At 68.6% G+C, this 24,323-nt stretch carries 19 protein-coding genes; 4 read left to right on the top strand and 15 right to left on the bottom strand.

The genetic code is table 11. The features are described 5' to 3' along the window. Positions 1-33 precede the first annotated feature (33 nt). The 5 genes from GTZ93_RS07515 to GTZ93_RS07495 all read right to left on the bottom strand — a co-directional run bounded on the left by GTZ93_RS07515 (position 34) and on the right by GTZ93_RS07495 (position 4,481). Positions 34-1,227 (bottom strand): pyridoxal phosphate-dependent aminotransferase, encoded by a 1,194-nt coding sequence (locus tag GTZ93_RS07515; protein WP_139922726.1) that lies wholly within the window; start codon positions 1,225-1,227, stop codon positions 34-36. Between the two features lie 69 nt (positions 1,228-1,296). Next, positions 1,297-1,779: a pantetheine-phosphate adenylyltransferase gene (coaD, locus tag GTZ93_RS07510; RefSeq protein ID WP_014396068.1), complete on the bottom strand. Its 483-nt coding sequence runs from the start codon at positions 1,777-1,779 to the stop codon at positions 1,297-1,299. Positions 1,780-1,826: 47 nt separating this feature from the next. Next, the gene (gene rsmD, locus GTZ93_RS07505) at positions 1,827-2,384 is read right to left on the bottom strand and encodes a 16S rRNA (guanine(966)-N(2))-methyltransferase RsmD (RefSeq protein WP_139922723.1); all 558 of its coding nucleotides are present in this window, start codon (positions 2,382-2,384) and stop codon (positions 1,827-1,829) included. A gap of 10 nt (positions 2,385-2,394) precedes the next feature. Further along, the gene (locus GTZ93_RS07500) at positions 2,395-3,438 is read right to left on the bottom strand and encodes a hypothetical protein (protein ID WP_139922720.1); all 1,044 of its coding nucleotides are present in this window, start codon (positions 3,436-3,438) and stop codon (positions 2,395-2,397) included. Between the two features lie 47 nt (positions 3,439-3,485). Then, positions 3,486-4,481 carry a cation diffusion facilitator family transporter gene (locus tag GTZ93_RS07495; RefSeq protein WP_120580177.1) on the bottom strand — a complete coding sequence of 332 codons (996 nt, stop codon included), beginning with the start codon at positions 4,479-4,481 and terminating at the stop codon, positions 3,486-3,488. A 113-nt stretch (positions 4,482-4,594) separates the two neighbouring features. Between GTZ93_RS07495 and GTZ93_RS07490 the strand changes: the two genes are divergently transcribed. From GTZ93_RS07490 to typA, 3 genes are all read left to right on the top strand, one after another. Beyond that, on the top strand, positions 4,595-6,184 hold the full coding sequence (locus tag GTZ93_RS07490) for a sigma 54-interacting transcriptional regulator (protein WP_120580176.1): 1,590 nt from the start codon (positions 4,595-4,597) through the stop codon (positions 6,182-6,184). After that, positions 6,181-7,104: an alpha/beta fold hydrolase gene (locus tag GTZ93_RS07485; protein ID WP_139922717.1), complete on the top strand. Its 924-nt coding sequence runs from the start codon at positions 6,181-6,183 to the stop codon at positions 7,102-7,104. The genes GTZ93_RS07490 and GTZ93_RS07485 overlap by 4 nt, the downstream gene beginning before the upstream one ends. 166 nt (positions 7,105-7,270) lie before the next feature. After that, positions 7,271-9,121 (top strand): translational GTPase TypA, encoded by a 1,851-nt coding sequence (typA, locus tag GTZ93_RS07480; protein WP_161662701.1) that lies wholly within the window; start codon positions 7,271-7,273, stop codon positions 9,119-9,121. Positions 9,122-9,200: 79 nt separating this feature from the next. On the opposite strand, the gene GTZ93_RS07475 is transcribed toward typA, so the two are convergent. After that, positions 9,201-10,007 (bottom strand): hypothetical protein, encoded by an 807-nt coding sequence (locus tag GTZ93_RS07475; RefSeq protein ID WP_139923419.1) that lies wholly within the window; start codon positions 10,005-10,007, stop codon positions 9,201-9,203. 159 nt (positions 10,008-10,166) lie between these two features. Between GTZ93_RS07475 and GTZ93_RS43205 the strand changes: the two genes are divergently transcribed. Continuing rightward, positions 10,167-10,982, top strand: a complete 816-nt coding sequence (locus tag GTZ93_RS43205) for an AraC family transcriptional regulator (protein WP_139923417.1) — start codon at positions 10,167-10,169, stop codon at positions 10,980-10,982. Here GTZ93_RS43205 and cglE read toward each other — a convergent pair. The 9 genes from cglE to rplC form a co-directional block, all read right to left on the bottom strand. After that, the gene (gene cglE / locus GTZ93_RS07465; protein WP_120580183.1) at positions 10,979-11,578 is read right to left on the bottom strand and encodes an adventurous gliding motility protein CglE; all 600 of its coding nucleotides are present in this window, start codon (positions 11,576-11,578) and stop codon (positions 10,979-10,981) included. The genes GTZ93_RS43205 and cglE overlap by 4 nt on opposite strands. Before the next feature lie 164 nt (positions 11,579-11,742). Further along, positions 11,743-13,806, bottom strand: coding sequence for a TonB family protein (locus GTZ93_RS07460; protein ID WP_139923415.1), 2,064 nt, complete (start codon positions 13,804-13,806; stop codon positions 11,743-11,745). A 56-nt stretch (positions 13,807-13,862) separates the two neighbouring features. Then, on the bottom strand, positions 13,863-14,147 hold the full coding sequence (locus tag GTZ93_RS07455) for a hypothetical protein (RefSeq protein WP_014396056.1): 285 nt from the start codon (positions 14,145-14,147) through the stop codon (positions 13,863-13,865). 159 nt (positions 14,148-14,306) lie between these two features. Beyond that, positions 14,307-15,770 (bottom strand): tetratricopeptide repeat protein, encoded by a 1,464-nt coding sequence (locus GTZ93_RS07450; RefSeq protein ID WP_139923526.1) that lies wholly within the window; start codon positions 15,768-15,770, stop codon positions 14,307-14,309. Then, the gene (locus tag GTZ93_RS07445; RefSeq protein WP_161662700.1) at positions 15,767-19,423 is read right to left on the bottom strand and encodes a tetratricopeptide repeat protein; all 3,657 of its coding nucleotides are present in this window, start codon (positions 19,421-19,423) and stop codon (positions 15,767-15,769) included. Before GTZ93_RS07445 ends, GTZ93_RS07450 begins: the two co-directional genes overlap by 4 nt. A gap of 259 nt (positions 19,424-19,682) precedes the next feature. Further along, positions 19,683-21,221, bottom strand: a complete 1,539-nt coding sequence (locus tag GTZ93_RS07440) for a tetratricopeptide repeat protein (protein WP_121754119.1) — start codon at positions 21,219-21,221, stop codon at positions 19,683-19,685. Between the two features lie 2 nt (positions 21,222-21,223). Next, positions 21,224-22,435 carry an outer membrane beta-barrel domain-containing protein gene (locus GTZ93_RS07435; protein ID WP_139917836.1) on the bottom strand — a complete coding sequence of 404 codons (1,212 nt, stop codon included), beginning with the start codon at positions 22,433-22,435 and terminating at the stop codon, positions 21,224-21,226. A gap of 9 nt (positions 22,436-22,444) precedes the next feature. Then, complete coding sequence (locus tag GTZ93_RS07430; protein WP_120579613.1) at positions 22,445-23,263, bottom strand: outer membrane beta-barrel domain-containing protein; 819 nt, start codon at positions 23,261-23,263, stop codon at positions 22,445-22,447. A 330-nt stretch (positions 23,264-23,593) separates the two neighbouring features. Further along, a complete protein-coding gene (rplC, locus tag GTZ93_RS07425; protein ID WP_120579614.1) occupies positions 23,594-24,262 on the bottom strand; it encodes a 50S ribosomal protein L3 in 669 nt (222 codons plus the stop codon). Positions 24,263-24,323: the final 61 nt, after the last annotated feature.

Raw genomic sequence — 24,323 nt, 5'->3', positions numbered from 1 at the left:
TGGGAATTCACTGTCCCAGACCGCCTCTTCACCTCAACCCAGCGCCGCGACAAAATCCCGCAGGCGCGTCAGGCCCTTCTGCAGCACCTCGCGCGAGGTGACGAAGCTCATGCGGATGTAGCCCGGCGCACCGAACGGATCTCCCGGCACCGCCGCCACGAGGAAGTCGTTGAGCAGCGCCTCGGAGAGCTGGAGCGAGTCCGTCAGCGGCTTGCCCTTGTACGTCTTGCCCATCAGGCCCCGCACGTCCGCCATCGCGTAGAAGGCGCCTTCCGGCAGCCGGCAGCGGATGCCGGGGATGGCGTTGAGTCCCGCGACGAACAAGTCCCGGCGCTCGCGGTACTCGTTCACCATGGCGGTGATGGTGTCCGTGGGGCCGTTGAGCGCCGCCAGCGCCGCCTTCTGCGTGATGGAGGACGCGTTGGAGGTGGACTGGTCCTGCACCAGCTGCATGCCGGTGATGAGCGCCTTGGGGCCCGCCGCGTAGCCCAGCCGCCAACCCGTCATCGCGTGGGACTTGGACAGGCCGTTGGACAGCAGCAGCCGGGGCACCAGGTCCGGCGCCACGTTGCCCAGGTTGAGGAACGGCTCCCCCGTGTAGAGGAGCTTCTCGTACATGTCGTCGGTGACGATGATGCAGTCGTGCCCGCGCACCGCGTCCGCGATGCCCTCCAGCGTGGCGCGCGAGTACACCGCGCCCGTGGGGTTGGCCGGGCTGTTGAGCACGATGGCGCGCGTGCGCGGGGTGAGCGCCTTCTTGATGGCGGCGGGGTCCGGCGCGTAGCCGTCCTCCTCGCGCGTGGGGACGATGACCGGCGTGCCGCCCGCCAGGTGCACCATGTCCGGGTAGCTCACCCAGTACGGCGCGAAGATGATGACCTCGTCGCCTTCGTCCAGCAGCGCCTGGAAGCAGTTGTAGAGCGACTGCTTGCCGCCCGCCGTCACCACCACCTGATCCACCGCGTACTTCAGGCCGTTGTCCTTCTCCAGCTTGCGGCAGACGGCCTCGCGCAGCTCCGGCATGCCCGCGGTGGCGGTGTACTTGGTGAAGCCCGTGCGGAGCGCGTCGATGGCCGCCTGCTTCACGAACTCCGGCGTGTCGAAGTCCGGCTCACCGGCGGCGAGCACCACCACGTCCTTCCCACTCGCCGCGAGCGCCTTGGCGCGGGCGTTGAGGGCCAGGGTGGCGGAGGGCTTGATGGCTTGCAGCCGGCGGGCGAGTTTCATGCGTCCTGCCTAGCGCGGAACGTCCGAAGCGGACAAGCCTCCCGGACGTCCTGCGTCGCCCGCCTGCCGCTACGGTTTCGGGCCGAACTTCTTCTTCAGCCCCGCGTTGACGTTCGGGGGGACGAGCCCATCCACGTTCCCCCCGAAGGTCGCGACCTCCCGGACCAGCTGCGAGGAGATGTAGAAGTAGTCCTCACCCGTCATCATGAAGACGGTGTCGATGTCCGGCGCCAGCTTGCGGTTCATGTTCGCCAGTTGGAACTCGTATTCGAAGTCCGACACCGCGCGCAGCCCGCGGATGACGACGCTCACGTTGCGCTGGTGCACGTAGTCCACCAGCAGGCCGTGGAAGGCGTCCACCTCCACGCGGGGGTCGTTCACCGCTTCACGGATGAGCTCGATGCGCTCCTCCTGGCTGAAGAGGGGCGTCTTCTTCGGGTTCACCGCGATGGCGACGATGAGCCGGTCGAACATCTTCAGGCTGCGCTGGATGAGGCTCAGGTGCCCGTTGGTGAGCGGATCGAACGAACCAGGATAGATGGCGACCGGCATGGGTGCGTTGAAGTCTCGGCGGGCCCACGGGGCCGGTCAAGCGCACGTCACGGGGCCCGGTAGAAGCTCACCAGGGTGTCCCCGAAGCGGCGCTGGTCCTCCAGGGCGAGCCCCGAGTGGGCCTCCGGGGCCGCTTCCCGCTTGTCGTGCTCCACCATCACCATGCCGCCCGGCGTCACCACGCCCGCGGCCACCACCGCCTCCAGCACCGTCTCCACCACGCGCGCCGCGTAGGGTGGATCCGCGAAGACGAGGTCGAACTTCGCCCCCTGCTTGCCCAGCGTCTCCAGCGCGCGGACCACGGGCTGCGCCAGGATGGACACCTGGGCGGCGAAGCCCAGCGCGTCGGTGTTCTTCCGGCACAGGGCCAGGGCCTCGCGGTCCTGGTCCACCAGCACCAGCCGGCCCGCGCCCCGCGACAGGGCCTCCAGCCCCAGGGCGCCTGTCCCCGCGTACAGGTCCAGCACGGCCTGGCCGTCCAGGAACTGGCCCAGCATGTTGAAGATGGTTTCCCGGACCCGGTCCGCCGTGGGGCGGATGTGTCCGGACGACGGCTTGGGCCCCGTCAGGGCCCGACCCTTCGCGCTGCCTGCAACGATGCGCATGCGCGCCCTTCTAGCCCAGGTCCCCGCCCGGCTTCGCGAGGAACGCCATGGCCACCGAAGCGGACCGGTGCGCCCCCAGCGCCACCAGGGCCTCCGTGGCCTCCGCGAAGGACAGCGCCTCCAGCGTCTCCCGGGCCGAGGGCGTCAGGGGCGGCAGCCCCTCCTCCAGCACGGAGAGCAGCTCCCCGGCCGGCATGCCCGCCGCCTGGGCCCGCGCCACCACCGCCTCGCGCACCTCCGGAGGCCAGGCGCGCAGGGCCAGCGGACCGAAGGGCCCTCCCTGGTCCACCTTGCGCACACCCACGGCCACGTAGCTGGACAGCCCCCGCGCGGGCCCCGTGGAGGATTCCGCCACCGACACCGACACGCCCTTCCCCGCGGCCGTCTCCACCACCTGCCGCAGCAGCTCCACGTCCAGCTCGCCCTCTCCCAGCTGGGCGTCCGACACGCGCAGGAAGCGCAGCGGGACCTGCCACTGCGCCAGCCCCTCCAGCAGCGTCGCGCACGCGTCCACCAGCCCGCCGGAAGACAGCTGGGGCGGGGACACCTCCAGCGACAGCTCGCGCTCCTTGAGCGGGCCCACCAGCGCGTTCACCGCCTCCACGGCCTCGTAGGAGGTGAGGCGCGACAGGTCCAGCGACACCAGCGCGAAGCCCGCGTCCACCACGCGGAAGATGCCGTCATGGAGCGCGTCCAGCACGTCCGCGTCCGTGGAGCTCACCCGGAGTGGGCCGGCCTGGAGGAACAGGGGCCGGGTGTGCTCGGCCTCCTGCGCCGCCGCGTGCACCGCCCTCACGAAGCGCTCCGGCGCGCCCCGGTCCGCCAGGGGGTGCGGGCAGGAGAGGCCCAGCACCGAGTCCTCCGCGCGGGCCGCGCCCAACAGGCCCGGCAGCGCGCCCTTGGACAGCACCGGCAGGCACGGCAGCGCCATGGGCGTGGATTCCAGCGCCGCAAGCAACTCTCGTGGATCCAACAGGGGCACCCGGGAGCCCGGGCCCACCCGCGCCACCACGTTGCCCGGCCGCAGCGACAACACCTTGTCCAGCACGCTCATAGAGGCCCGCGAGGATTCCCTCCCCGCGCGCCTTTCGCAAGCGTGAGTCAGTGCACTTCGCCCAGGTGGGCGTAGGACTGGCTCTCAATCTGGATGGTCGTGTGGTCGATGCCGAAGCGGTCGAAGAGGTCGTGCTTCACCGCGGACAGGATGTCGTCGTTGTTGCAGACCATGGGGTCCGCCACCACCAGGTGCGCGGACAGCGCGTACATCCCGCTGGAGATGGTCCACACGTGCAGGTCGTGCACCGCCTGCACGCCCGGCACCTTTCCCATGAGGTCGCGCACCTGCTCCAGGTCCACGTGCGCGGGCACCGCCTCCAGGAGCACGTCCACCGCGTCCTTCACCAGCCGCAGCGCGCCCACGACGATGATCATCGAAATCAGCACGGAGATGATGGGGTCCACCACGTACCAGCCGGTCCACCACATCACGCCCGCGCCAATCAGCACGCCCACCGACGACAGCGTGTCCCCCAGCACGTGCAGGAACGCACCGCGCACGTTCATGGAGTGCGTCTGGTGCAGGAAGCCCAGCGCCGCCAGGTTCGCCACCAGGCCGATGCCCGCCACCAGCGCCATGGGCCCCAACTCCACCGGAGCGGGCGTGCGCATGCGCTGCCAGGCCTCCATCAGGATGAAGATGGTGATGACCAGCAGCAGCACCCCGTTGAGGAGCGCGCTCAAAATCTCCATCCGGTAGTAGCCGTAGGTCTTCTTCAGGTCCGCGGGCCGCCCGGCGAACCAGAGCGCCAGCAGGCTCAGGACCATGGCCGACACGTCCGTCAGCATGTGCCCGGCGTCGGAGAGCAGCGCCAGCGAGTTGGTGAGGAAGCCGCCCACCGCCTCCGCCACCATGATGGTCGCCGTCAGCCCCAGCGCGAACAGCAGCCGCCGCCGGTCCTTGCGCCGCTCCTCCGCCAGCCCGCCCTTGCGGGGACCGTGCGAATGGCCGTGCGAATGCCCATGATGCGAGTGGTCATGGTCGTGGTCGTGCGAATGACCGTGCCCGGCCCTGCCGTGTGTATGTGGGGGTGCGCTCACAGGGAACCAGGGTACGCCAACAGCGCCTTCATTCGGACAGGTGCCGCTGGATTGATTTCGGACAACCCCGTAGATCCGTTGTCCTGATCCGCAACAGGCCGAGGGACGCGGGGATGGACTTCGAGAAGCATCAGAATCTGCACACCATTGTCATGTTGAGGGATGTCATCCGCAAGTGGTGGCAGGTGGAGCTTTCGTTCGCGGATCGCAACGGCCTGGTTCACGACTGGCAGCGCGGGGATTTCATCCCGCCGCCCAACGACTTCTGCCGCCACTCGCTGGGGGCGCGGGAGGGGATGCGGCGGTGTGCCCAGTCGGTGCGGGTGCTGCATGAGAAGTTCAAGGCCGCCAAGAACCTGCGCCGCTCGCTCTTCCACGACTGCCACCTGCGCCTGTCCATCGTGGGCGCGCCGCTCTACATCCGCAACGAGTACGAGGGCTTCCTCTTCGTGGAGGGCTTCGCCCGGCAGCCGCTCATGCCCGGAGACGGACAGGTGCTCCTGGGCAAGATGCGCGACATCGCGCCCGGGGCGATGCTGGAGCTGGAGGGCGCGGCGGAGCGCGTGCCGGTGCTGGACGGCTCGGAGCTGAGCAAGCTGTCGGACCTGCTGGAGTTCGCGGTCACGGAGATCGCCAACCAGGAGGTGGAGCTCACGCGCAAGGAAGAGACCATCCAGTCCATGGCCTCCGAGCTGTCCAACCGCTACCGCTTCGAGAAGATCATCGGCCGCTCCGGGGCCATGAACGAAGTGTTCCGCCTGATGGAGAAGGTGGCCCACTCCGACTCCACCGTCCTCATCAACGGCGAGTCCGGCACGGGCAAGGAGCTGGTGGCGCGCGCCATCCACCACAACGGTCCGCGCAAGGACAAGCCGTTCGTCGTGCAGAACTGCTCCGCCTTCAACGACAACCTGCTGGAGAGCGCCCTCTTCGGTCACACCCGGGGCTCCTTCACCGGCGCGCTCAAGGACAAGAAGGGCCTCTTCGAGGTCGCGGACCAGGGCACCTTCTTCCTGGACGAGGTGGGCGACATGTCCCCCGCCCTCCAGGTGAAGCTCCTGCGAGTCCTCCAGGAAGGCACCTTCCTGCCGGTGGGCGGCACCCATTCCCGCGAGGTCGACGTGCGCGTCATCGCCGCCACCCACAAGGACCTGGGCGAGATGGTGAAGCGCGGCGAGTTCCGCGAGGACCTCTTCTACCGCATCAACGTCATCCGCCTGCAGCTGCCGCCCCTGCGCGAGCGCAAGGACGACCTGCCCGTCCTCATCGACCACTTCCTGCGCAAGCACCACCGCGAGGGCCAGCGCGCGCGGGGCCTGGCGCCGGAGGCCCTGGGCATCCTGGGCGCGTACGCGTGGCCAGGGAACATCCGCGAGCTGGAGAACGAAATCGAGCGGCTGCTGGTGCTGGGAGGCGAGCTGGAGGTCATCCCCGCGGACCTGCTCTCCAGCCGCATCCGCGACGCGGTCGTCCCCGGCGGCGGGCCCTTCATCGCCCCGCGCGCGCACGGCAAGCTGCACGAAGCGGTGGAGTCCCTGGAGAAGGAGATGATCCACCAGGGGCTGGTGCGCACCCGCTACAACAAGAGCCGGCTGTCGCGCGAGCTGGGCATCAGCCGCTCCAACCTGCTCTTGAAAATCTCCCGCTACGGGCTGGACAAGGGCATCCCCGAGGGGCTGGACACGGAAGAGGTGGAGGCGTGAGCGCACCCCACGGACAGGCGGTCTCCTTCCGGCAGGACTCGCTGCGGGTGCCGGACGGCGCGGACCTCTACTACCAGGTGCGGGGGGACGGGGCCCCGGGCACGGTCCTGTGCGACGGCCTGGGCTGTGACGGCTTCGCCTGGAAGTACCTGCTGCCCTACCTGGGCCGGCGCCACCGCGTGCTGCGCTGGCACTACCGGGGCCACGGCAAGAGCACCGTCCCCACGGACCGCACGCGCATCGGCATGGCGTACACCTGCGACGACCTGGCGCGGGTGATGGACGCGGCGGGCATGGACAAGGCCGTCCTCTTCGGCCACTCCATGGGCGTGCAGGTGGCGCTGGAGTTCCATCGCCGCTACGCCCGGCGCGTGGAGGGGCTGGTGCTGGTGTGCGGCAGCTACGGCCTGCCGCTGGACACCTTCCATGACTCCACGATGCTCAAGCGCCTCTTCCCCACCTTGAGGGCCGCGGTGGAGCGCTTCCCCCGGCACACCGCGCGCATCGTGCACGGGGCGCTCACCACGGAATTGGTGGTGCAGCTGGCCATCCGCCTGGAGATGAACCCGGACCTCATCGCCCGCAACGACCTGGCCCCCTACTTCACGCATCTGGCACGCATGGACCCCGTCGTCTTCGTGCGAACCCTGGATTCTCTGGCGAGCCACACCGCCGAGGACCACCTGGACCACGTGGACGTACCTACCCTGGTGGTCGCCGGGGAGAAGGACCGCTTCACCCCCGGCTGGCTGTCCCGGAAGATGGCCGAGCGCATCCCCTCCTCTGAGCTCCTGATGATTTCCGAGGGCACCCATACCGCCCCACTGGAAGTTCCAGGCCTGGTGGAGCTGCGGGTGGAGCGCTTCCTGAGGGAGCGTCTGGGAGTGGAGACCGCGGAAATTCCGCCAAAGGTGGGATAAGCGCCCAGCAGGCAGGGGGCTGATTGTTTGCCTGCTGGACACCCGCCTTCATTGCAGGTGGGAAGCCCCCGGCATATAAGCCCCCGCCTTCCGGGTTCCGGTGGGATTGAGAAACCCCCGTTCTGGGCGTCTCTCCTCGCACCTTCTTTTCCGTCAGTTGGTCCGCATGATCTCTCGCGAAAACATTCGCAACGTCGCCATTGTCGCCCACGTCGACCACGGCAAGACCACCCTCGTCGACCACCTGCTCCGGCAGGCGGGGACTTTCCGCTCCAATGAGCACGTGGCCGAGCGGGTCATGGACTCGAACGACCTCGAGCGCGAGAAGGGCATCACCATTCTCGCGAAGAACACTGCCGTCTCCTACAAGGGGATGCAGATCAACATCATCGACACGCCGGGCCACGCCGACTTCGGTGGCGAGGTGGAGCGCGGTCTGCGCCTGGTCGATGGCGTCATCCTGCTGGTGGACGCCGCCGAAGGCCCCCTGCCCCAGACGCGCTTCGTGCTCACCAAGGCGCTGGCCATGGGCCTGAAGACCGTGCTGGTCATCAACAAGATCGACCGTCAGGACGCCCGGGCCAAGGAAGTGCTGGACCTGGTGTACTCGCTCTACATCGACCTGGGCGCGAACGAAGAGCAGCTGGAGATGCCCGTCCTCTACACCGTCGCCCGCCAGGGTCAGGCCTCCACGTCGCTGGACGTGCCGGGCAAGACGCTGGAGCCGCTGTACGACGCCATCATCAAGCACATCCCGCCCCCGCCCCCGCCCCCGGCGGAGCAGACGACGCTGCAGCTGCTCGTCGCCAACCTGGACTACGACGACTACGTCGGCCGTCTGGCGGTGGGTCGCGTGCAGGCGGGCCGCATCACCCCGAACATGCCCGTGTCCGTCGTCCGCGAGGGCGGCAAGGTGCAGCAGGGCAAGATCGTCAAGCTGTTCGGATTCTCCGGCCTGAAGCGCCAGGAGATCCCGGACGCGGGCCCGGGTGAGATCGTCTCCATCGCGGGCATCGAGGAAATCAGCATCGGCGACACCATCGCGGACTTCGAGAAGCCCGTGGCGCTGCCGCGCATCACCGTGGACGAGCCCACGATGATGATGATCTTCAAGGTCAACGACGGGCCGCTGGCGGGCAAGGAGGGCAAGTACGTCACCTCCCGCAACCTGCGCGAGCGTCTGTACCGCGAGGCCTACCGCAACGTGGCCGTGCGCGTGGAGGACACCGCGACGCCGGACGCGTTCCGCGTGGTGGGCCGTGGCGAACTGGCGCTGGCGGTCATCATCGAGAACATGCGCCGCGAGGGCTACGAGCTCACGGCCTCCAACCCGGAGCCCATCACCAAGACGGTGGACGGCCAGCTCCACGAGCCCATGGAGCTGCTCTTCGCCGACGTGCCGGAGAACAGCGTGGGCGTGGTGACGGAGCGCCTGGGGCCCCGCAAGGGCCGCATGACGGACATGCAGCAGCTGGGCTCGGGCCGCACCCGGCTCCAGTTCCGCATCCCCGCGCGCGGACTCATCGGGTTCCGCTCGGAGTTCCTCACCATCACGCGCGGTGAGGGCATCATGAGCAGCCAGTTCGACGGCTTCGAGCCGTGGTTCGGCTACATCCCGAAGCGCGCCAACGGCGCCATGGTCTCCGACCGCCTGGGCGACACGGTGCCGTACGCACTGTTCAGCATCCAGGAGCGCGGCCAGCTCTTCATCGGCGCGGGCACCACCGTGTACGAGGGGATGATCATCGGCGAGAACGCGCACCCGTCCGAGCTCAACGTCAACTGCTGCCGCGAGAAGAAGCTCACCAACATCCGCGCCGCCGGCCGCGACGAGAACGTCATCCTCGTCCCGCCGCGCGAGATGGGGCTGGAGAAGGCCCTGGAGTGGATTGCCGACGACGAGCTCGTCGAGGTGACGCCCAAGTCCATCCGCATGCGCAAGAAGGCGCTGGCCGTGGGCGAGCGCTACCGCGCCGAGCGCGAGCGCAAGCGCGAAGAGCGCGCCGACGGGGAGTAGTCTTTCCGCTGAGCGCCTGAAGCTTCCAGGGGCCGTCACCTGCGCACACGCGGGTGGCGGCCCCTTCTTCGTTCCGGCGTCAGAAGCCGAAGCGGACGAGCCGCGCGCGGTACGGCGTGGAGTTGCTCCGGTTCCCCTGGTCGTCCCAGCCCTTGAACTCCACGTCGTCCCAAAGCCGCTCCGTCTGTCCATTGACGGTGACGGCGTTGATCAACGGGAGGCTGATGGAGCCCACGTTGCGGCCCGCGAGCCGGTTGCCGGGATCCAACAACTCCTGCCGGCCCTGGGAGCAGCTGTCGGTGAAGTAGCAGCCCCGGTCGCAAGTGGCCTTCGAGTTGTAGGAGCCGTGCTTGTTCCCAGCCACGTAGATGCGCGGCGCGCCCCGGTACGCCCCCGCGTACTCGAGCTGCGCGTAGCCGTACCAGCCCGACGCGTCGCACGCCGTCTCCAGGTGCGCGGACAGGAAGGCCTGGTCCAGGTACCAGCGGCCGTCGGCGTAGTGCACGTCCAGCACCTGGAACTCGGAGTCCCCGTCGTGGGCGAAGACGTTGAAGATGCCCAGGCTGGGGATGCCGTGGTCCTCGGAGTACGCGGCCAGGTAGAAGATGCGCAGCGTGCGCAGGGCGGAGTTCAACGGCCGCGCCGCGAAGTACGGCCGGCGCGCCACGCCCTTCTCCCCCTGGGCAATCCACAGCGTGGGCATGAAGGCCGCGGCCACCTGGAGCTCGCAGCTGTCGCTCACGCCGTCGTGGTCCGCGTCCGGCGACTGGCCCCAGCACTCCTCCGCGGACGGCAGGTTCGGGATGCCCTGCGCGAGCGCGGGGACGGACAGCAACGACAGCACCAGCACCCACACACGCGCATGGGAACGGAGAACGGGGGTCATGTGATTACCTGGAAAGAACCGCGAGGGTGACTTTCAGGGTGAGCACACGAGCGACGGAGCTGAATCCGCCCGCCGGGCCGGGGCACCTGTCCGGCGTCAGTCGAAGCGGTAGTAGAAGCGCGCCAGGACACGGACGTCCTGAAGGAGGCGGCAAGGCGGGTGGAGTCGAACGCGGGCAAGCCTCGGGGCCTGCTGTATCCCCGCCCGGATCCCCGGCACTTCGAGCACGTCCGCGTCCTGCCCGCGGAGGACCTGCGCCCGTGGGTCGAACACTTCTGGGCCGTGCGATGGGACCTGCGCGGACAGCCGCCCTACCTCCAGCAGAGCCTCAGCCACCCCTCCGTGCACTGGGCCTTCCAGGACGGCACGTCGCGCGTGGGTGGCCCGCACCCGGGCCGCTTCTCCATCACGCTGGAGGGGCTGGGCGGCGTGTTCAGCATCAAGTTCCGGCCCGGTGGCTTCTTCCCCTTCGTGGGGACGCCCGTGTCCGCCCTCACGCGACGAACCGCTTCACCCGGTGCGTTGCTGGGCCCGGAGGCGCTGGAGCTGGAGGCGGCCATCCTCACCACCGACGTCGCGCGAGACGCGGACCGCGAACGCATCGCCCTGGCGGAGGCCTTCCTGCGGGCCCGCATGCCCGCGCCGGATCCGAACGTGGCGCTCGTGCAGGGGCTCGTCACGCGCATCCTGGAGGACCGCGCGGTGACGAAGGTGGAGGACCTGCTCACGCCCGGAGGCCCGGGCCTGCGCACGCTGCAGCGGCTGTTCAACCGCTACGTGGGCGTGAATCCCAAGTGGGTCATCCAGCGCTACCGCCTGCATGAAGCCGCGGAGCGGCTGCGCGAAACGCCACCTCCGGAGCTGGCTCGGCTGGCGCTGGAACTGGGCTACTTCGATCAGGCGCACTTCATCCGCGACTTCCGGCGCATCGTGGGCTGCACACCCGCCGGATACGCCCGGCAGGTGGCGCGCTAGAACGTGTACTTCACGCGCGGGAACACCGCGAACGTCATGATGTTGGGCCCGAAGATGTAGCGCCCGAGCAGATCCGCGCCCACGGAGAAGTGGTCGAAGGACGTGGCGTACTCCACGCCCACGCCCAGGCCCGCGTTGAAGGCGTTGATGGAGCGGCCCGGGTCGCCCTGGTCCGGATCCACCGGCGTGGGATCCAACCGCGTGTAGCCCGCCGCCACCTTGGGCGTCAGGTAGAAGCGGTTGGCCAGCCGCACGTGGTACGCGGCCGTCAGGTCGCCGAAGGCCACGGTGAAGTTGTCGGACAGGGCGCAGACGTTGGAGTCCGGCAGGTAGCCCGCGAAGCAGTTCTGCGCGGAGGAGCCCAGCGCGAAGTGGGCGCCCAGCGACAGCCGCTCCGTCAAGTCATAGCCAATGCCCAACTGCACGTACGACTGCGCGTTGGAGTAGCTGTTCTCGCCGCCCACCGTGAAGAACACCCCGACGTCGGTCTCGGTGAAGAACCCCCGGCGCGGCTCGAACGGTACGCCCTCCGGCGGCGTGGCCCCCAGGGCCGGCGTCGCCAGCGCGAGCGCGGCCAACAGCAGCGACTTCCTCACGACTCCTCCCGTCACGTTGTCCTCCTGCTCCCTCGCACGCCTGGCAGCAGTGGCACGGACAGTAGTGACGCCCGGCACGAAACGGCAGCGGGGAAAAACGAAAATGGCGTGGACCGTTTCGTCCACGCCATTTCGGTCTTCCAGTCTACGAAGTGCGCCCCGGACTACTCAGCGGCGTCCGCACCCGAGGGCGAGAACAGCCAGGGGTACGTCACGTTCACCACGCCGCCGCCCTTGGGCTCCGGGAACTTCCAGCGGCGGATGCGGGAGATCATGCACTGCTCCGCGGGAGAGCTGCCCAGCGTGGACTCGGACACGCTGGCGTCCGCCACCGCGCCCGCCGGGTCGATGGTGAAGGCCACCGCGACCTTGCCGGCCAGCGACGGGTTCTTGTTCAGCTCCGACTCGTAGCAGTACTTGATCTCATTCTGGTGCCGCCGGATGACCTTGGCGATGACGTCCTTGTCCAGGCCGCCAATCACCGTCGTCTTGCCGGGGATGACCTTGGTGACGGACTTGCCACGGCCGCCCAGGTCGATGCCGCCGGATCCGCCCGTGCCCCGGCCATTGCCCTGGGTGCCCAGGCCGCCGATGCCCAGCGCCGTACCGCCACCGCCGTTGCCCGTGCCGCGCGAACCCATGCCGCCCACGCCGTGCGCGTCACCCATGGCCGCGCCGCCCTTGAGGCCGCCCAGCGAGTTGTTGATGCCCGTGCCGATGCCGCCCGGACCGAACACGTCGGAAGCGCCACCCTTCATGCCCTTGAGCGCGCCGAGGAGGCCCACCTTGCCCACCACCTGGCGGTCCTTCTCCTTCTTGGACTTGTCCACCACCTGGGTGCCCGGCTTGGAGGGCGCGGCCTCTTCCTGCTTCGCCTCCTCCTTGCCGAACTTGCCCTCTTCGTCCTTGGCCTTGGCCCCCTCCTCCACGCCGGAGAGCTGGAGCTTCTTCGCCTCCACCTTCTTCTCCGGGGTGATGAGGAACTTGGCCACGCGCTGCTGGGACTCGAAGACGTCGTCCGCGGACTTCGTCTCCGTGTGCGGCGTCAGCAGCATGGCGGTGACGAACGCCGCCGCCGCGAGGATGCAGATGGCGGCGATCTTGAAGAAGCCGAAGTCGCGGTCCGAAAGCGACGTCGCCAGGATGGCCGGCGACGGCTTCACGTAGCGCATCACGAACGCCACCGTGCCCAGCGACACCTCCGCACGGTCATGCAGGCCCAGGGTGAAGAGCTGCTCCTGCTCCGACGCGGCGTTGTTGAGCTGGCCCGCGGCGCGTAGCGCGTCCTTCGTGCGGACATCGCCGTTGTTGGTGACGAAGACGCCAGAGCCCGCCGGAGCGCGCAGCTCCAGCTTGTCGCCCTTGCTCACCGCGAGCACGTGGCGCTTGCCCACCTGCGGAGAGAAGACGGTGAAGGTGTTCTTCGCGCCCTCGCCAATGGTGACCGGCGCGCCGTCCTTGAAGTGCTGGACCTCCAGCATCTGGTCGCCCCAGAGCATGGACACCTGGAGCACCTTCGCGTCCGGCGTGGGCTGCGCGTCCCGGGGCAGCGGCTCCTGCAGGTGCGGCGGAGGCTGCGGCTTGCGGGCCGCGGCCACCTGGGGAGGCGTGGCCTTGCGCGCCGCCACCGGAGGCGGCGGAGGGCCGAACACCGGGGTGGACGTCACGTTCTGGGACACCTGCGTGCCCAGCGCGCCCGCCGGAGCGGAGCGCGGCGTGCTCACCGTGCCCACCACGTTCGTGGGCGCCGCGTTCATCGCGGGCCGCTGAGGCGGAGCCTGCCGCATGTTGGGAGGCACCGGAGCCGAGTGGGCCACCGGAGGCGCCGCCGGAGCCGCCGGGGGCATCACCGGGCGCTGCTGGAACACGCCGGGCTGCGCCACCGCCGCCGCCGGAGCCACCGGCCGGGGCACCTCACCGAAGAGCACCTCCACCTTTGATGTGCCCACCGTGAGCACGTCCCCGGGCTTGAGCGCCGTGGGGATGATGAGCTTCTGCCCGGACACCTGGGTGCCGCCTTCACTGCCCAGGTCGATGGCCGTCACGGAGCCATCGTTGTCCACCTTCAGCATCACGTGGAGGTTGGACACGCGCGGATCCTGAATCTTCACCGCCGCCTGGGCGCCCGACCCCACGATGACACTCTCCGCCTCCGAAACCGTCTCCTGGATGGAGCCGTCCGGGGTGGTGATCCGAAGCGTCAAACCGTTTTTTCTCGCCGCCGCCATGAAGTTCTTCCTTCTTCCCTTCCCGTCCCGAAAACGTTCAACGCCACCTGTGTCGTCTAGAGATTGTCCGCCGACTTCTGAAGCTCCGGGTCGAAGTTCTCCCGGACCTTGATGAGGCTTTGGAAATCCGTCTTCTTGCGGTTGAGGACGTAGGAGCCCTCCGGCTTGGTGAGCTCGCCCTCCACCGCCACATCCGTGAAATCAATCACCGTCTTCTTGCGGTACACGGTGCGATCCTCCTCCTGGATGATCTTCACCGAGTCCTTGCTGTCCTGCGCCAGGGCGGGAGCCGCCACCCCCAGCCCCCCCACCATCACCATCGCTGCCAGCAGTCGTTTCATGTGATGTCTCCGCCGAGGCCCGCTTCGCGAATTCCATTGCAGGGCTCGCACCAACTCCAAGTCCCTGGATTCTAAGGGAGCCGCCCGGTCGCTTGCACCTGGGCGGCTAAAGGCGGGAAGAAAGTTCTCATCCCTCCCGCCGGGACGACTGTTGTTTCTTCAGGGCGTCGGAGCAGGCGTCGGGGCCGTCTGTCCATTGCCGGACGCATCGTCGGACGCGGGGGCAGCCGGCTCTTCCGCCGGAGCCTCCTGCTCGGGAGCGCTGGTGTCCTGGGGCAGCTGGTTCATCACGGACGAGCCCGCGCCCCCGCTAGCGGCGGCGTCCTTCTTCTCCTCGCCCTCGCCCTCGGCCTCCGCGGTGGCGGCCGGAGCCGGCGCGGGCGGCGGGTTCTTGAGCATGTTCTGCAGGCCGTTGACCTTGGCGGTGATGAGCTGCTTGTCCTGATCCGTCGTGGACGACAGCTCCTTGCAGCGGTCCAGGAATGCGATGGCCTTCTCGAAGGCCCCGCGCTCGGTCGCGTACGCCCAGCCCGCGCCGCACACCGCCTCCGGCTTGTCCGCGGAGCGCGCGAGCACCTTCTCGAACGCCTCGCCCGCGGCGACGCCCTTCTTCGGATCCAGGCCCTTCTGCCCGTCCAGCGCGTACGCCAGGTACAGCTGGCCCTCCAGGCCGTCCGGCTCCAGGGACAGGGCCTTGGTGAAGGCCTTCTCCGCGCCCACGTAGTCGCGGTAGCTCAGCGCCAGGGCGCCCAGGTTGAGGTGGCCGGGCGCGAAGGTGTCATCCAGCGACACGGCCTTCTGGAACTGGGCCAGGGCGCGCGGGCGGTCGTCCATCTTCAGGTAGATCATCCCCAGCGTGTTGGAGATGGCCGGGTCGTCCTGCGCCACCTTGCGCGCGTTGATGACCAGCAGCTCCGCCAGCCGGTACTGGCCCCGGTCGTACGCCACCAGCGCCAGCGTCTTGTACGCCTCCGGGTTGTCCTTGCTGCGCGCGAGCACGCGCCGGCCGGTGGCCTCCGCCTCGTCCAGCTTGCCCGCCAGCCGGTACGTCGCGGCCAGCGCGTTGAGCACGGGCTCATCGTGTTCATGGCCCGGCGTCTGGAGCGCCTTCATGTACAGCGACAGGGCCTCGTCCAGCTGGCCCGCGTGCCGGTGCATCAGCCCCAGGTTCATCACGGACGGCGTGTGCGCCGGGTTCAGGGCGAGCACCTGCTCGTACGCCACGCGGGCGTCGGCGGGGCGGCCCTGCTTCTCCGCGATGACGCCCAGGTTGAAGCGCGCGTTGAGCGCCTTGGGCTCGTGGGAGACGACGGCCTCGAAGCCCTTGCGAGCGGCGTCCAGGTCCCCGGCCTCGTAGGCCTTCAGGGCCTGCGCGAACTGGCCGTCCGCGTCGCCCTTGTCCGCCGGAGCGGGAGGGGGCGCGGCGGCGGGGACCGTGACGGCGGGCTTCTCCACCGCGTTCATCGCGACGGGCGTGGGCCTGGGGCCCGTGGCGCAGGCCGTGGTGAAGGCGAAGGCGAAGGCCCCCGCCAGGAACATGCGCTTGGTGCGAAAGCCGTTCATCCCCGTCGTCCCCATCCCCTTCAACTGGCTGCTGATGTCGATGCTGTGGTTCGTCTTCACGGCCGCACCCCCTCGAGCGACGCGGTGGGCTCGGACTTCGCGGGCTCCGAGCCCTCCGGCGTGGCGGCGGGCTTCGCGCCCTCGGCGGGCACCGCTTCCGGCGCGGCGGGCTTCGGCTCCGCGGAGGCGCTGATGGGGCCGTTGAGGTCCTTCAGCACGCCCGAGGCGATGCGCGAATCACTGCTGCCCCGGTACGTCACCGGCTTCACCTGGGCGTAGGCACCCGGGCGCAGGCGGTTGATCTGATCCTGCGCGGCCAGGGTCCACTCGCTGTAGATGCCCAGCTCGTAGGCCTTCTGGAGACCCTTCTCCAGGGCCTCGCTGGACTTGTCCTCCAGCGGAAGCGCCAGGTTCTCCAGCTCGCCGCGGTACATGCTGAGCTGCTCTTCATCCAGACCGGAGGGGTCCGGCGAGTCCATGATGTTGCGAGCGAAGTCCGCGTACGCGAGGCCGATGCGGGTCAGCGCCGCGATGCCCCACTCGCCGGAGCCCGTGGCGAGCACCGCCGCGTACTCCTTCTCCACGCGCTGCATCTCCTTCTGCTTGTTCGTCAGGTCGCGGCGGATGGTGGAAACGCGCGTGAACTTGATGTCCGAGAAGCGCTTCCACGTGGGCTCCAGCGCCAGGAAGCGCGCGTGGCCGTACGCGTTGAGCACCGCGGTGTCCTTGCGCACGCCCTCCGCGAGCTTGTTCCAGCCGCGCACCAGCTCGTCCTGCGCCTTCTCCTGGCCGCGCACGTCCTTCAGCTTCTGGTACGAGAGCAGCTCGTGGTACCGCGCCAGGTACGCCTGCCCCGCGGCGGTGCGCGAGTCGCGGCCGTAGTCCTCCACGAACCGGTTGAAGGCGCGGGCCGCGTCGCCCCACTTCTTCTCCTTCTCCCAGACGAGGCCGATGGAGAAGGCCACCTGCGGCACGTCCTTGCGGTCCTTGAAGCGCGCCAGGTAGTTGTTCCAGGCGGTGACGGCCTTCTGGGACTCGCCCAGGCCGTCGTACCAGACGCCCGCGTTGAAGAGCGCGTCCGCCACCCACTCGCCCGCCGCGTCCACCTGCGCCTTGAGCTCGGCGGCCTTCTGCGCGCGCTTGGACTCCACGTCCTCCACGGCGCCCGGCGTGTCGTCCTTCTTCGCGACCGTGGTGGCCTTGGCCTTCTTGTCCTTGGCCTTCTTCGACTGAGTCTCGCGGGCCTTCACCGCCGCGTCGTACTCGGCCACGAAGGACTCGGACATGGCCGCGGCCTTCTTGAACTCGGCGACCTTCTCGTAGAGGCCGGACAGCGTGTAGCGCGTCTTCAGCTCGAAGCTGCTGTTCGGGTACTCCTTGAGGACGCGCTCGCCAGCGATGATGCCCTTGTCGACTTCACCGGCCTCCTGCGCGATGACCATCGCGTAGGTGAGCGCGCGGTCCGCGTTCTCCGACTTGGGGAACTCCGTCACGAAGGTGAGGAACTCCTCGGCGGCCTTCGCCGGGTTCTTCTCCTTCTTGTAGACGACCTCATCCACGTACTTGTACTGGCTGCCCTCCACCACGCGGGACACGCGCAGGGCGAAGTCCGAACCGGGCTTGGACAGCTTCTTGTTGCCCAGGAACTTGCGCGAGAGCGTGTTGAGCTCCTGCCACTCCTCGCGGCTCTCCAGCACGTACATGGTCAGGTCCGCGGCGTCGCGCGAGCGGCGCTCCTCCGGGAACTTCTCGATGATCTCCCCGAAGCGGCGGGCCGCGTCCACGAAGTGCGCGCGGTCGTAGAGGATGACGGCGGCCTGGTAGCGCAGGTCGATCTCATCCTGGTTGCCCGGGTAGAGGTTGTTGTACGTGTCGCACGCGGCGACCAGCCGGTCCTCGAACTTCGTGAGCGACTGCTCGGCCTGCTCCTTGGCGTCGCGCTTCACCAGCTTCTGCTTGGCGACGTCGCCCTTGTCCTTCTTCTCGTCGACCTTCTGGCCGTCCTTCAGGTCGCTCTTGGAGAGCTGGCCGCGTTCAATCTTGACCAGCTTGTCGTACGCGAGCACCGCGTTGTACGAGGCGCTCTTGCGGTAGGCCTCGTTGGAGACCTCCTTCGCGGAGTCGCGGTCCGGAATCTTGAACGCCACCACGGCGTCGTACTCACCGGCGGCGGCCTCCCACTCCTCCAGGGCCCAGAGGATTTCCGCGTAGAAGAAGCGGATGTTGAAGGCGGAGTCCGCCACGAACTCCGGGTTGTCGCTGGAGGCGAACGCGTCCACGTACTGCTTGTAGATGTCGCGCGCGAGCCGGTAGGTCTCCACCTGGCGCGTCTTCTGCGCCTCCTGGTGGTACTCGGTGACCATCACGCGCATGGCCTCTTCGGTGACGCTGAAGGCGTTGCGCAGCACGCCCGCGTTGCTGGCGTTGGCGGTCCACCACTCGCCACCCGGGCGGTAGAGGTCCACCATCCGCTTCATCTCCTTGCGGACCTGCTGGCGCTGGCGCAGGCCTTCGAACGCACGCACCACCGCCTGCTGGTACTCCGGCGCGTTCGCGCCCATGGGCGAGTCGTCGATGAGCGTGCGGTACACCAGGATGGCGCTGTCGAAGTGGCCCGCGTCCACCAGGCCCGCCGCCGTCTTCGCGAGCAGCCGGCCTTGACGCTTGGCCGGAGCCTTCTGCTTGAAGTAGGCGAGCGCCTCCTTCGGCTGATCCAGCTGGACGTAGAAGACGGTGAGGTCGTTGAGGGCCTCCGTGCGCAGGTCGCCCAGCTCCTCGCCACGCTGGCTGGCGTAGTCCACCACCTCGTGGAGCTTCTTCAGGCCCGCGTCCAGGTCGCCCGCGTTGAAGTCACACCAGGACAGCTTGTAGGTGGCGTAGGCGTAGATTTTGGGCACGCCAGAGGCGCGCGCCTTCTCGTAGTTCTCCTTCGCGGGCGCGAGCTTGTTGTTCTCGAAGTAGTGGTTGCCCAGCTGGATGTACGCGTCCGGGACGAACTGCGACTTCGGGAAGTCGCGGATCAGCTCCTCGTAGCGCGCCACCGCGTCCGCGCGGCGGTTGAGCTCGTAGAGGTTGTAGCCCAGGGAGAAGAGGACCTCGTCGCGGGCCGGATAGTCCGGGTACTCGCTGAGGATGGCCTCGTAGATGCGCATCGTCTCCGCGCGGTAGCGCTCGGAGTCGCGGTGGTCCTGCTCCGGCGCGGTGGCCTTCTCACCGCGCGCCACGGCGGCGTCGTAGGCCTTCTCCGCCGTGAGGAACTTCTCCATCTCCAGCTGGTAGAGGTACTTGGACTTCTCCCAGTAGAGCTCCGACAGGCGGTACTGCATCTCCGCCTTCTGCGTGGAGGTCTCCTGCAGCTTGGGGATGAGGCGCTTGAAGCCTTCAATGGCCTCGTCGCGCTTCTTGTCCGCGAGCGCGTCCTTCTTGGAGTCCGCGATGCGCGGCATGTCCGCGAACTTGGCCGTGGCGGGCTTCACCCGCGCCGGGCCCTTGCGCATGTCCTGGGGCGCCACGCCGGGTGGCAGCTCCGCCTTCTTCGCCTCCTCCTTGTCCTTCTTGCTCGCGGCCTCGGCCTTCCTGGCCGCTGCCTTCGAAGAGGACTTCTTCGTCGCCACCTTCCGCGGCGGTGCCGTCTCCTCCGCCGCCTCCCCCACCCCACCAGCCGCGAGCGCGACGCCCACCGCCAGTGCACCGAACCGAAGAACCACCTTCATGCGAGCTCCTGGAGAACCGCGCCTCGCCTGCCTGGGAAAACTTCTGCCCAATTGGGAGGGACGACGGAAAGTAGACGCGGGTACCCAGATTGAGAAGTGGCCCGGAACGTGCCTTGTGCCCCGGCGTACGCGATCACGCCGAGCCACCTTCCAGGACTCAACATCACGCGAAGAGGCCCCGTCCCCCGTGACAAACGCACGGTGGCGGGGCCTCTTGGGTGCTGCTCCTGGCGGCCGGGTGTGCCCGGCTCCTACTTGCCTACTTCTCCTGCCGTGCGGGGCAGCCCCGCTTGAGCGTGTACTGGTAGTAGCCGATCTCGTCGATCCAGAACTCGCCCTGGAAGCGCCAGTAGTTCCACGCCGCGCCGGGCATCTTCGGGCGGTAGAGCGTCTGGCGGGTGAGCAGCGCCTTCTGGTCCACGCCCTCGGAGAAGAGGTCCTTCTCATCCAGCGCGGTCTGCACGCGGATGATCTCCGCCTGGTCGGAGAAGGTGCGGAGGTTGTCCGCGGCCTCCTTGATGCGGTTCTTCGCCAGCGTGCCGCCCACCTGGAGCAGCGTGGTGCGGATGTCCTCGAGCGACGCCACCGTCTGCGCGGCGAACGGCGTCCCGCGCCACGGGCCCTCGCTGATGGCGCGCTTCTCCTGGTCCACGCGCGACAGGGTCCGCATCACTTCACGGATGCGCTCGTTGTTGCGGATCCACAGGTAGACGGCGCGCGGCAGGCGGCGGTTCTCGGAGGCCACCAGGTTGAAGGCCTGGATGGGCGCCACGTCCTCGCCGGTGAAGGGCTCCAGCTGCTTCGCCATGGGGCCATAGCGCTCGTCGAACGCGGCGAGCGTCGTCTTCACCTCGTCGTAGAGGCACGAGTAGTAATAGACGGTCGCCTTGAGGATCCACGACTCGGGCTGGAAGGCGCCCTCGAACTGCGGCGCGTGCAGCGCCTGGAGACTGCCCAGCGCGCCGCCGAAGTCCTCGTTCTGGAAGCGGGCGAAGCCGTTCTCGAACAGGGCCTGGTCCCAGAAGCGCGCATAGCGGGGCACGCCTTCGTACGCCTTCACCGCGTCCGCGTACTCGCCCCGGCGGTAGTGCACGCGGCCCAGCGCCAGCAGCGCCAGCTCGCGCGTCTCCGGCAGCTCCACCTGCGGCTCCCGGGTGTTGAGCACGGCCTGGAACGCGGCGATGGCCTCCTTGTCCAGCGTCTCCCCTTCCCCGGGACGCCCCGGGAAGCGCGGGTCGGCGAGCACGGTGCCCAGCAGGTAGCGGGCCTTCGCGTAGACGCGGCTGTCCGCGGGCACGGCCTCCAGGAGCGAGCGGGACTCCTCGAAGCGCATGCGGCGCTGGCTGGCGGTGCCGACCAGGTAGTTGATGCGCGCCAGCACCTCCTTGGGCAGCGTGACCCAGCGGTCGCGCACCTCGTCGGTGTAGGCCTGGTTGAGGATGCTGGGGATGAGGTTCTGCTCATCCAGCCGCTGCTGCATGTCCACCAGCCCCTCGATGGCCTTGAGGTACGAGGGGTGCGTGGGGCCAGCGTTGACGATGGCCGCGTAGGAGATGAAGGCCGCGACGGGCAGGTCCTTCTTGGCGAAGGTCTGCGCCAGGTAGAACTCGGCCTTGCCCTTCAGGTCCGCGTCCTCCCCTTCCGCCAGCCGCGCGAAGAGAGGGGCCGCGGTGTCGAGCTTGCCTTCGTTGAAGGCGGAGAGCGCGCGGTTGTAGGTGCCCACGTCCTGCTGGGCGAGGGCCACCGGGGACACGGCGAGGGGCCCGAGGACGACGAGGAGTCGGAGCAGTCGGGACATGGTTAGAAGAGCACCGAGAAGCCAGCGTAGAAGCTGACGTTGTTGAGGACGTCCGACGAAGGCTCGGCGACGAGGTCCCTCCCGAGGATGATGTCCTCGCGGTAGTTCTTCTTCGTCTTCGGGTCCACGCCGTCGAACTTCGCCACCTTGCAGCTGCCGCTCAGGCTGAGACCGTCGAAGGGCTGGTTGGCGGCACGCGCGGCCTCCAGCGCCTCGAAGTCCGCCAGGTTGCAGCCATCCACCTTGTCCACGCGCGCGGTGTAGATGAGGTCGCGCACCTCCAGGCGGAGGGCGTAGTGCTCACCGAACTGCACGCGGAAGCCGCCGCCCACCTCACCCAGGAACTTGTTGCCCGTGTCGCCGAAGCGCGCGGGCACCTGGAACGTCTGCCCCTCCACCTCGTTCGCCACTTCCGGGCGGATGAGGTGGCGCGTCTTGCCGATGCCCGCGCCGCCGCTGAGCACCACGCTGAACTGCGCCAGCGAGTTGTTGAAGAAGGCGAACTTGCCGTAGAGCGGCGTGACTTCGACGCCCGCGTACGCGCCCCACTGGAGCAGCAGTGACGACGCGGCCTGGGCCTGCTCGCGCACCTTGTCGATGAGCTCCAGGTTGAAGTCGCTCTCGTCGGAGTACCAGTTGTACTGACCGCCCACCTGGAGGGCGAAGTTCTCCTGCAGGTGGTAGACGTAGTTCAGCCCGGTGCCCACGTGGTTGGTGAACTTGCCGTTCACCTGCACGACGCCGGGGTACAGCACCAGCTCGTGCTTGCCTTCGTCCGCGAAGCGCTTCTTCTGGACGATGTGGACGTTGACGTTCGGGTTGTAGAGCGGCGCGCCATTCACCAGCCGCTGCTGCTGCGCGTCCGTGGTGCGCGGCGCTTCACCGGTGTCCAGCACCGGCGCGTCCGTGGTCGGAGTGGCCGCTGGAGCCTGGGCCGTGGGCGGCTCGGAGGACGGCGCGCTGTCCGCGTCGTCCTCACCGGTGACGGCGGGCGCGGACGGCATGGCCGGCGCGGCTTCAGGAATGGACTGGGGCACTGCCGGCGCGTCGCGCTCGGTGCGCTGGCGCTCCGGCGGTTCAGCCGGTGAAGGAGAGGCCGGCGCGGTCGCATCCGGACCCGGAGCGGCCGGCGGCTGCGCCGGGGAGGCGCCTTGCGCGAACGCGAGGGCAGGCACCGCGGCGACGAGGAGCGCGATGGAACGGAAGGGTCGCATAGGAATGGGTCAGAACGAGAAGGTGTAGCCGAGGTCGAACTGCACCAGGTGCGTGAGGCCCGGGCTGCCGGCGGGCTCGCCGGTGGGATTGCCGGCCTCCCAGTCGTCGCGCAGCAGGTTCACGCGGTAGCTGTCCTTGAAGATCCAGTCGCGCAGCTCCAGCCGGATGCCGTGCTGCTCCTTGATGAAGAAGCGGAAGCCCAGCGCGGCGGACACCACCGGCGCCACGCGCGACTCCTTCACCCAGTAGTTCTCCGTGGCGCTGCCCCGGTCATCCACGGCCGTGCGGTTGTCACAGACGCCCGCGGCCCGGTCCACCACCTGGGAGCACTGGATGACGGACTGGCGCTTCAGGTTGGTGAGGCCACCGCCCGCCCAGAGGTACGTCTGGAAGTGCACCGGGATGTCCGCGACGAGGCTGATCTTCCCGTAGATGGGAGCCCACCGCGCGCCGATGACGCCGTGCAGGCCCATCCGCCACATGTCCTCCAACTCGTCCGTGACGCGCTTGTCCTCGCGGTCCAGGAAGGACTCGGAGATGGAGCGCGCCAGGCCCGTGTGGCGGCTGACGGCGTAGCCCGCGCGCGCCTCCAGCGCGAACGTGTCGAACAGGTTGTAGGCCAGCCCAACGTCGAAAAAGTAGTGCGCCGTCAGGTGCGTCTGCACTGGCAGGCCCACGGACAGGGACAGCTCCGGATGGCCCGCGGGCTTGTAGAGCCGGTTGCGGACGACCGCCGAGTCCAGGACGCCGTCTTCCTGTGCGGCGGCGCCGAGAGCCGTCAGCGAGAGGCTCAGCGCGGCGAAGACGCGAAGCGTGCGTGCGTTCATATCTCCTGCCCGGCCCGGGGGTGGGCCGTTGGGTGATCCGGATGGCAACCCGTCTGCTTGGACGGCGAGGCTCCGGCGTGGGACAGCGATGTGAGCACGGCGCCCATTCACCGCAAGCGGATCCCAGCGGCAGTCGGTAAAGTTTTCGCCCTTTGTCCCCAGGGCGACCAGCACTCAACGTTTCCACGGGGATACGCGGCCTCAGGCCCCGCACGCACGCGCGGACACCGCACCCGGAAACGACGAACGCCCCGCCCAGCAACCCGAAGGTGCTGGAAGCGGGGCGTCTGACGGGGCGCGGTGAAGCGCCCCGGCGTCAGTGGCTGCGAATCAGCGCGCGGCCTTGTGCTGCGCGCGCATGGCCACCTTGATGGAGGGGCGCACGATGACGATGCCGTCGTTGTGGCCGGCGACCGCGCCCTTCACGAGCACGAGGCCCTTCTCCACGTCCACGTCCACCACGGTCAGGTTCTGCGTGGTGACGCGGTCGACGCCGTAGTGACCCGGCATCTTCTTGTTCGGGTACGTACGGCCCGGCGTCTTACGCTGACCGATGGCGCCCGGGTGACGCTGATACTCGTGCGTACCGTGGGTCTTGGTCTGCGAACCCTTGAAGCTCCAGCGGCGCATGACGCCGGAGAAGCCGCGACCCTTGGTCACGCCGGTGACGTCCACCAGCTCGCCCTTGGTGAACATGTCCGCCTTGACGGCGTCGCCCACGTTGAAGCCCGCGGCCTCCTCGGCCGTGACGCGGAACTCGCGCAGGTGACGGCGCGGCGTGGCGCTGGCCTTCTTGAAGAAGCCGAGCTGCGGCTTGTTCAAGAGCTTCTCGCGGATCTCGCCGAAGCCCACGGTCACCGCGGAGTACTCATCCTTCTCCGGGGTGCGCTTGCCGACCACCAGACAGGTGTTGACGTCGATGACCGTCACCGGAACGAGGTTGCCCTCGTCGTTGAACACCTGGGTCATGCCGATCTTCTTGCCAATCAGACCCTTCACGTCGTCCTCACAGCGAGCGCCCGTGGCGCTGAAAGCCCAATGAATTCAATGAACTGGCCTA

Source organism: Corallococcus exiguus (genome assembly GCF_009909105.1).
Lineage (GTDB): Bacteria > Myxococcota > Myxococcia > Myxococcales > Myxococcaceae > Corallococcus > Corallococcus exiguus.
The sequence above is the reverse complement of the archived record's forward strand: the minus strand, read 5'-3'. Positions and strand labels throughout refer to the sequence as shown.

Excerpts from the sequence above, each read along its gene's own strand:
- GTZ93_RS07515 (WP_139922726.1), bottom strand. The coding sequence starts at position 1,227 with ATGAAACTCGCCCGCCGGCTGCAAGCCATCAAGCCCTCCGCCACCCTG.
- coaD (WP_014396068.1), bottom strand. The coding sequence starts at position 1,779 with ATGCCGGTCGCCATCTATCCTGGTTCGTTCGATCCGCTCACCAACGGG.
- rsmD (WP_139922723.1), bottom strand. The coding sequence starts at position 2,384 with ATGCGCATCGTTGCAGGCAGCGCGAAGGGTCGGGCCCTGACGGGGCCC.
- GTZ93_RS07500 (WP_139922720.1), bottom strand. The coding sequence starts at position 3,438 with ATGAGCGTGCTGGACAAGGTGTTGTCGCTGCGGCCGGGCAACGTGGTG.
- GTZ93_RS07490 (WP_120580176.1), top strand. The coding sequence starts at position 4,595 with ATGGACTTCGAGAAGCATCAGAATCTGCACACCATTGTCATGTTGAGG.
- typA (WP_161662701.1), top strand. The coding sequence starts at position 7,271 with ATGATCTCTCGCGAAAACATTCGCAACGTCGCCATTGTCGCCCACGTC.
- GTZ93_RS07475 (WP_139923419.1), bottom strand. The coding sequence starts at position 10,007 with ATGACCCCCGTTCTCCGTTCCCATGCGCGTGTGTGGGTGCTGGTGCTG.
- GTZ93_RS07460 (WP_139923415.1), bottom strand. The coding sequence starts at position 13,806 with ATGGCGGCGGCGAGAAAAAACGGTTTGACGCTTCGGATCACCACCCCG.
- GTZ93_RS07455 (WP_014396056.1), bottom strand. The coding sequence starts at position 14,147 with ATGAAACGACTGCTGGCAGCGATGGTGATGGTGGGGGGGCTGGGGGTG.
- GTZ93_RS07445 (WP_161662700.1), bottom strand. The coding sequence starts at position 19,423 with ATGAAGGTGGTTCTTCGGTTCGGTGCACTGGCGGTGGGCGTCGCGCTC.
- GTZ93_RS07440 (WP_121754119.1), bottom strand. The coding sequence starts at position 21,221 with ATGTCCCGACTGCTCCGACTCCTCGTCGTCCTCGGGCCCCTCGCCGTG.
- GTZ93_RS07435 (WP_139917836.1), bottom strand. The coding sequence starts at position 22,435 with ATGCGACCCTTCCGTTCCATCGCGCTCCTCGTCGCCGCGGTGCCTGCC.
- GTZ93_RS07430 (WP_120579613.1), bottom strand. The coding sequence starts at position 23,263 with ATGAACGCACGCACGCTTCGCGTCTTCGCCGCGCTGAGCCTCTCGCTG.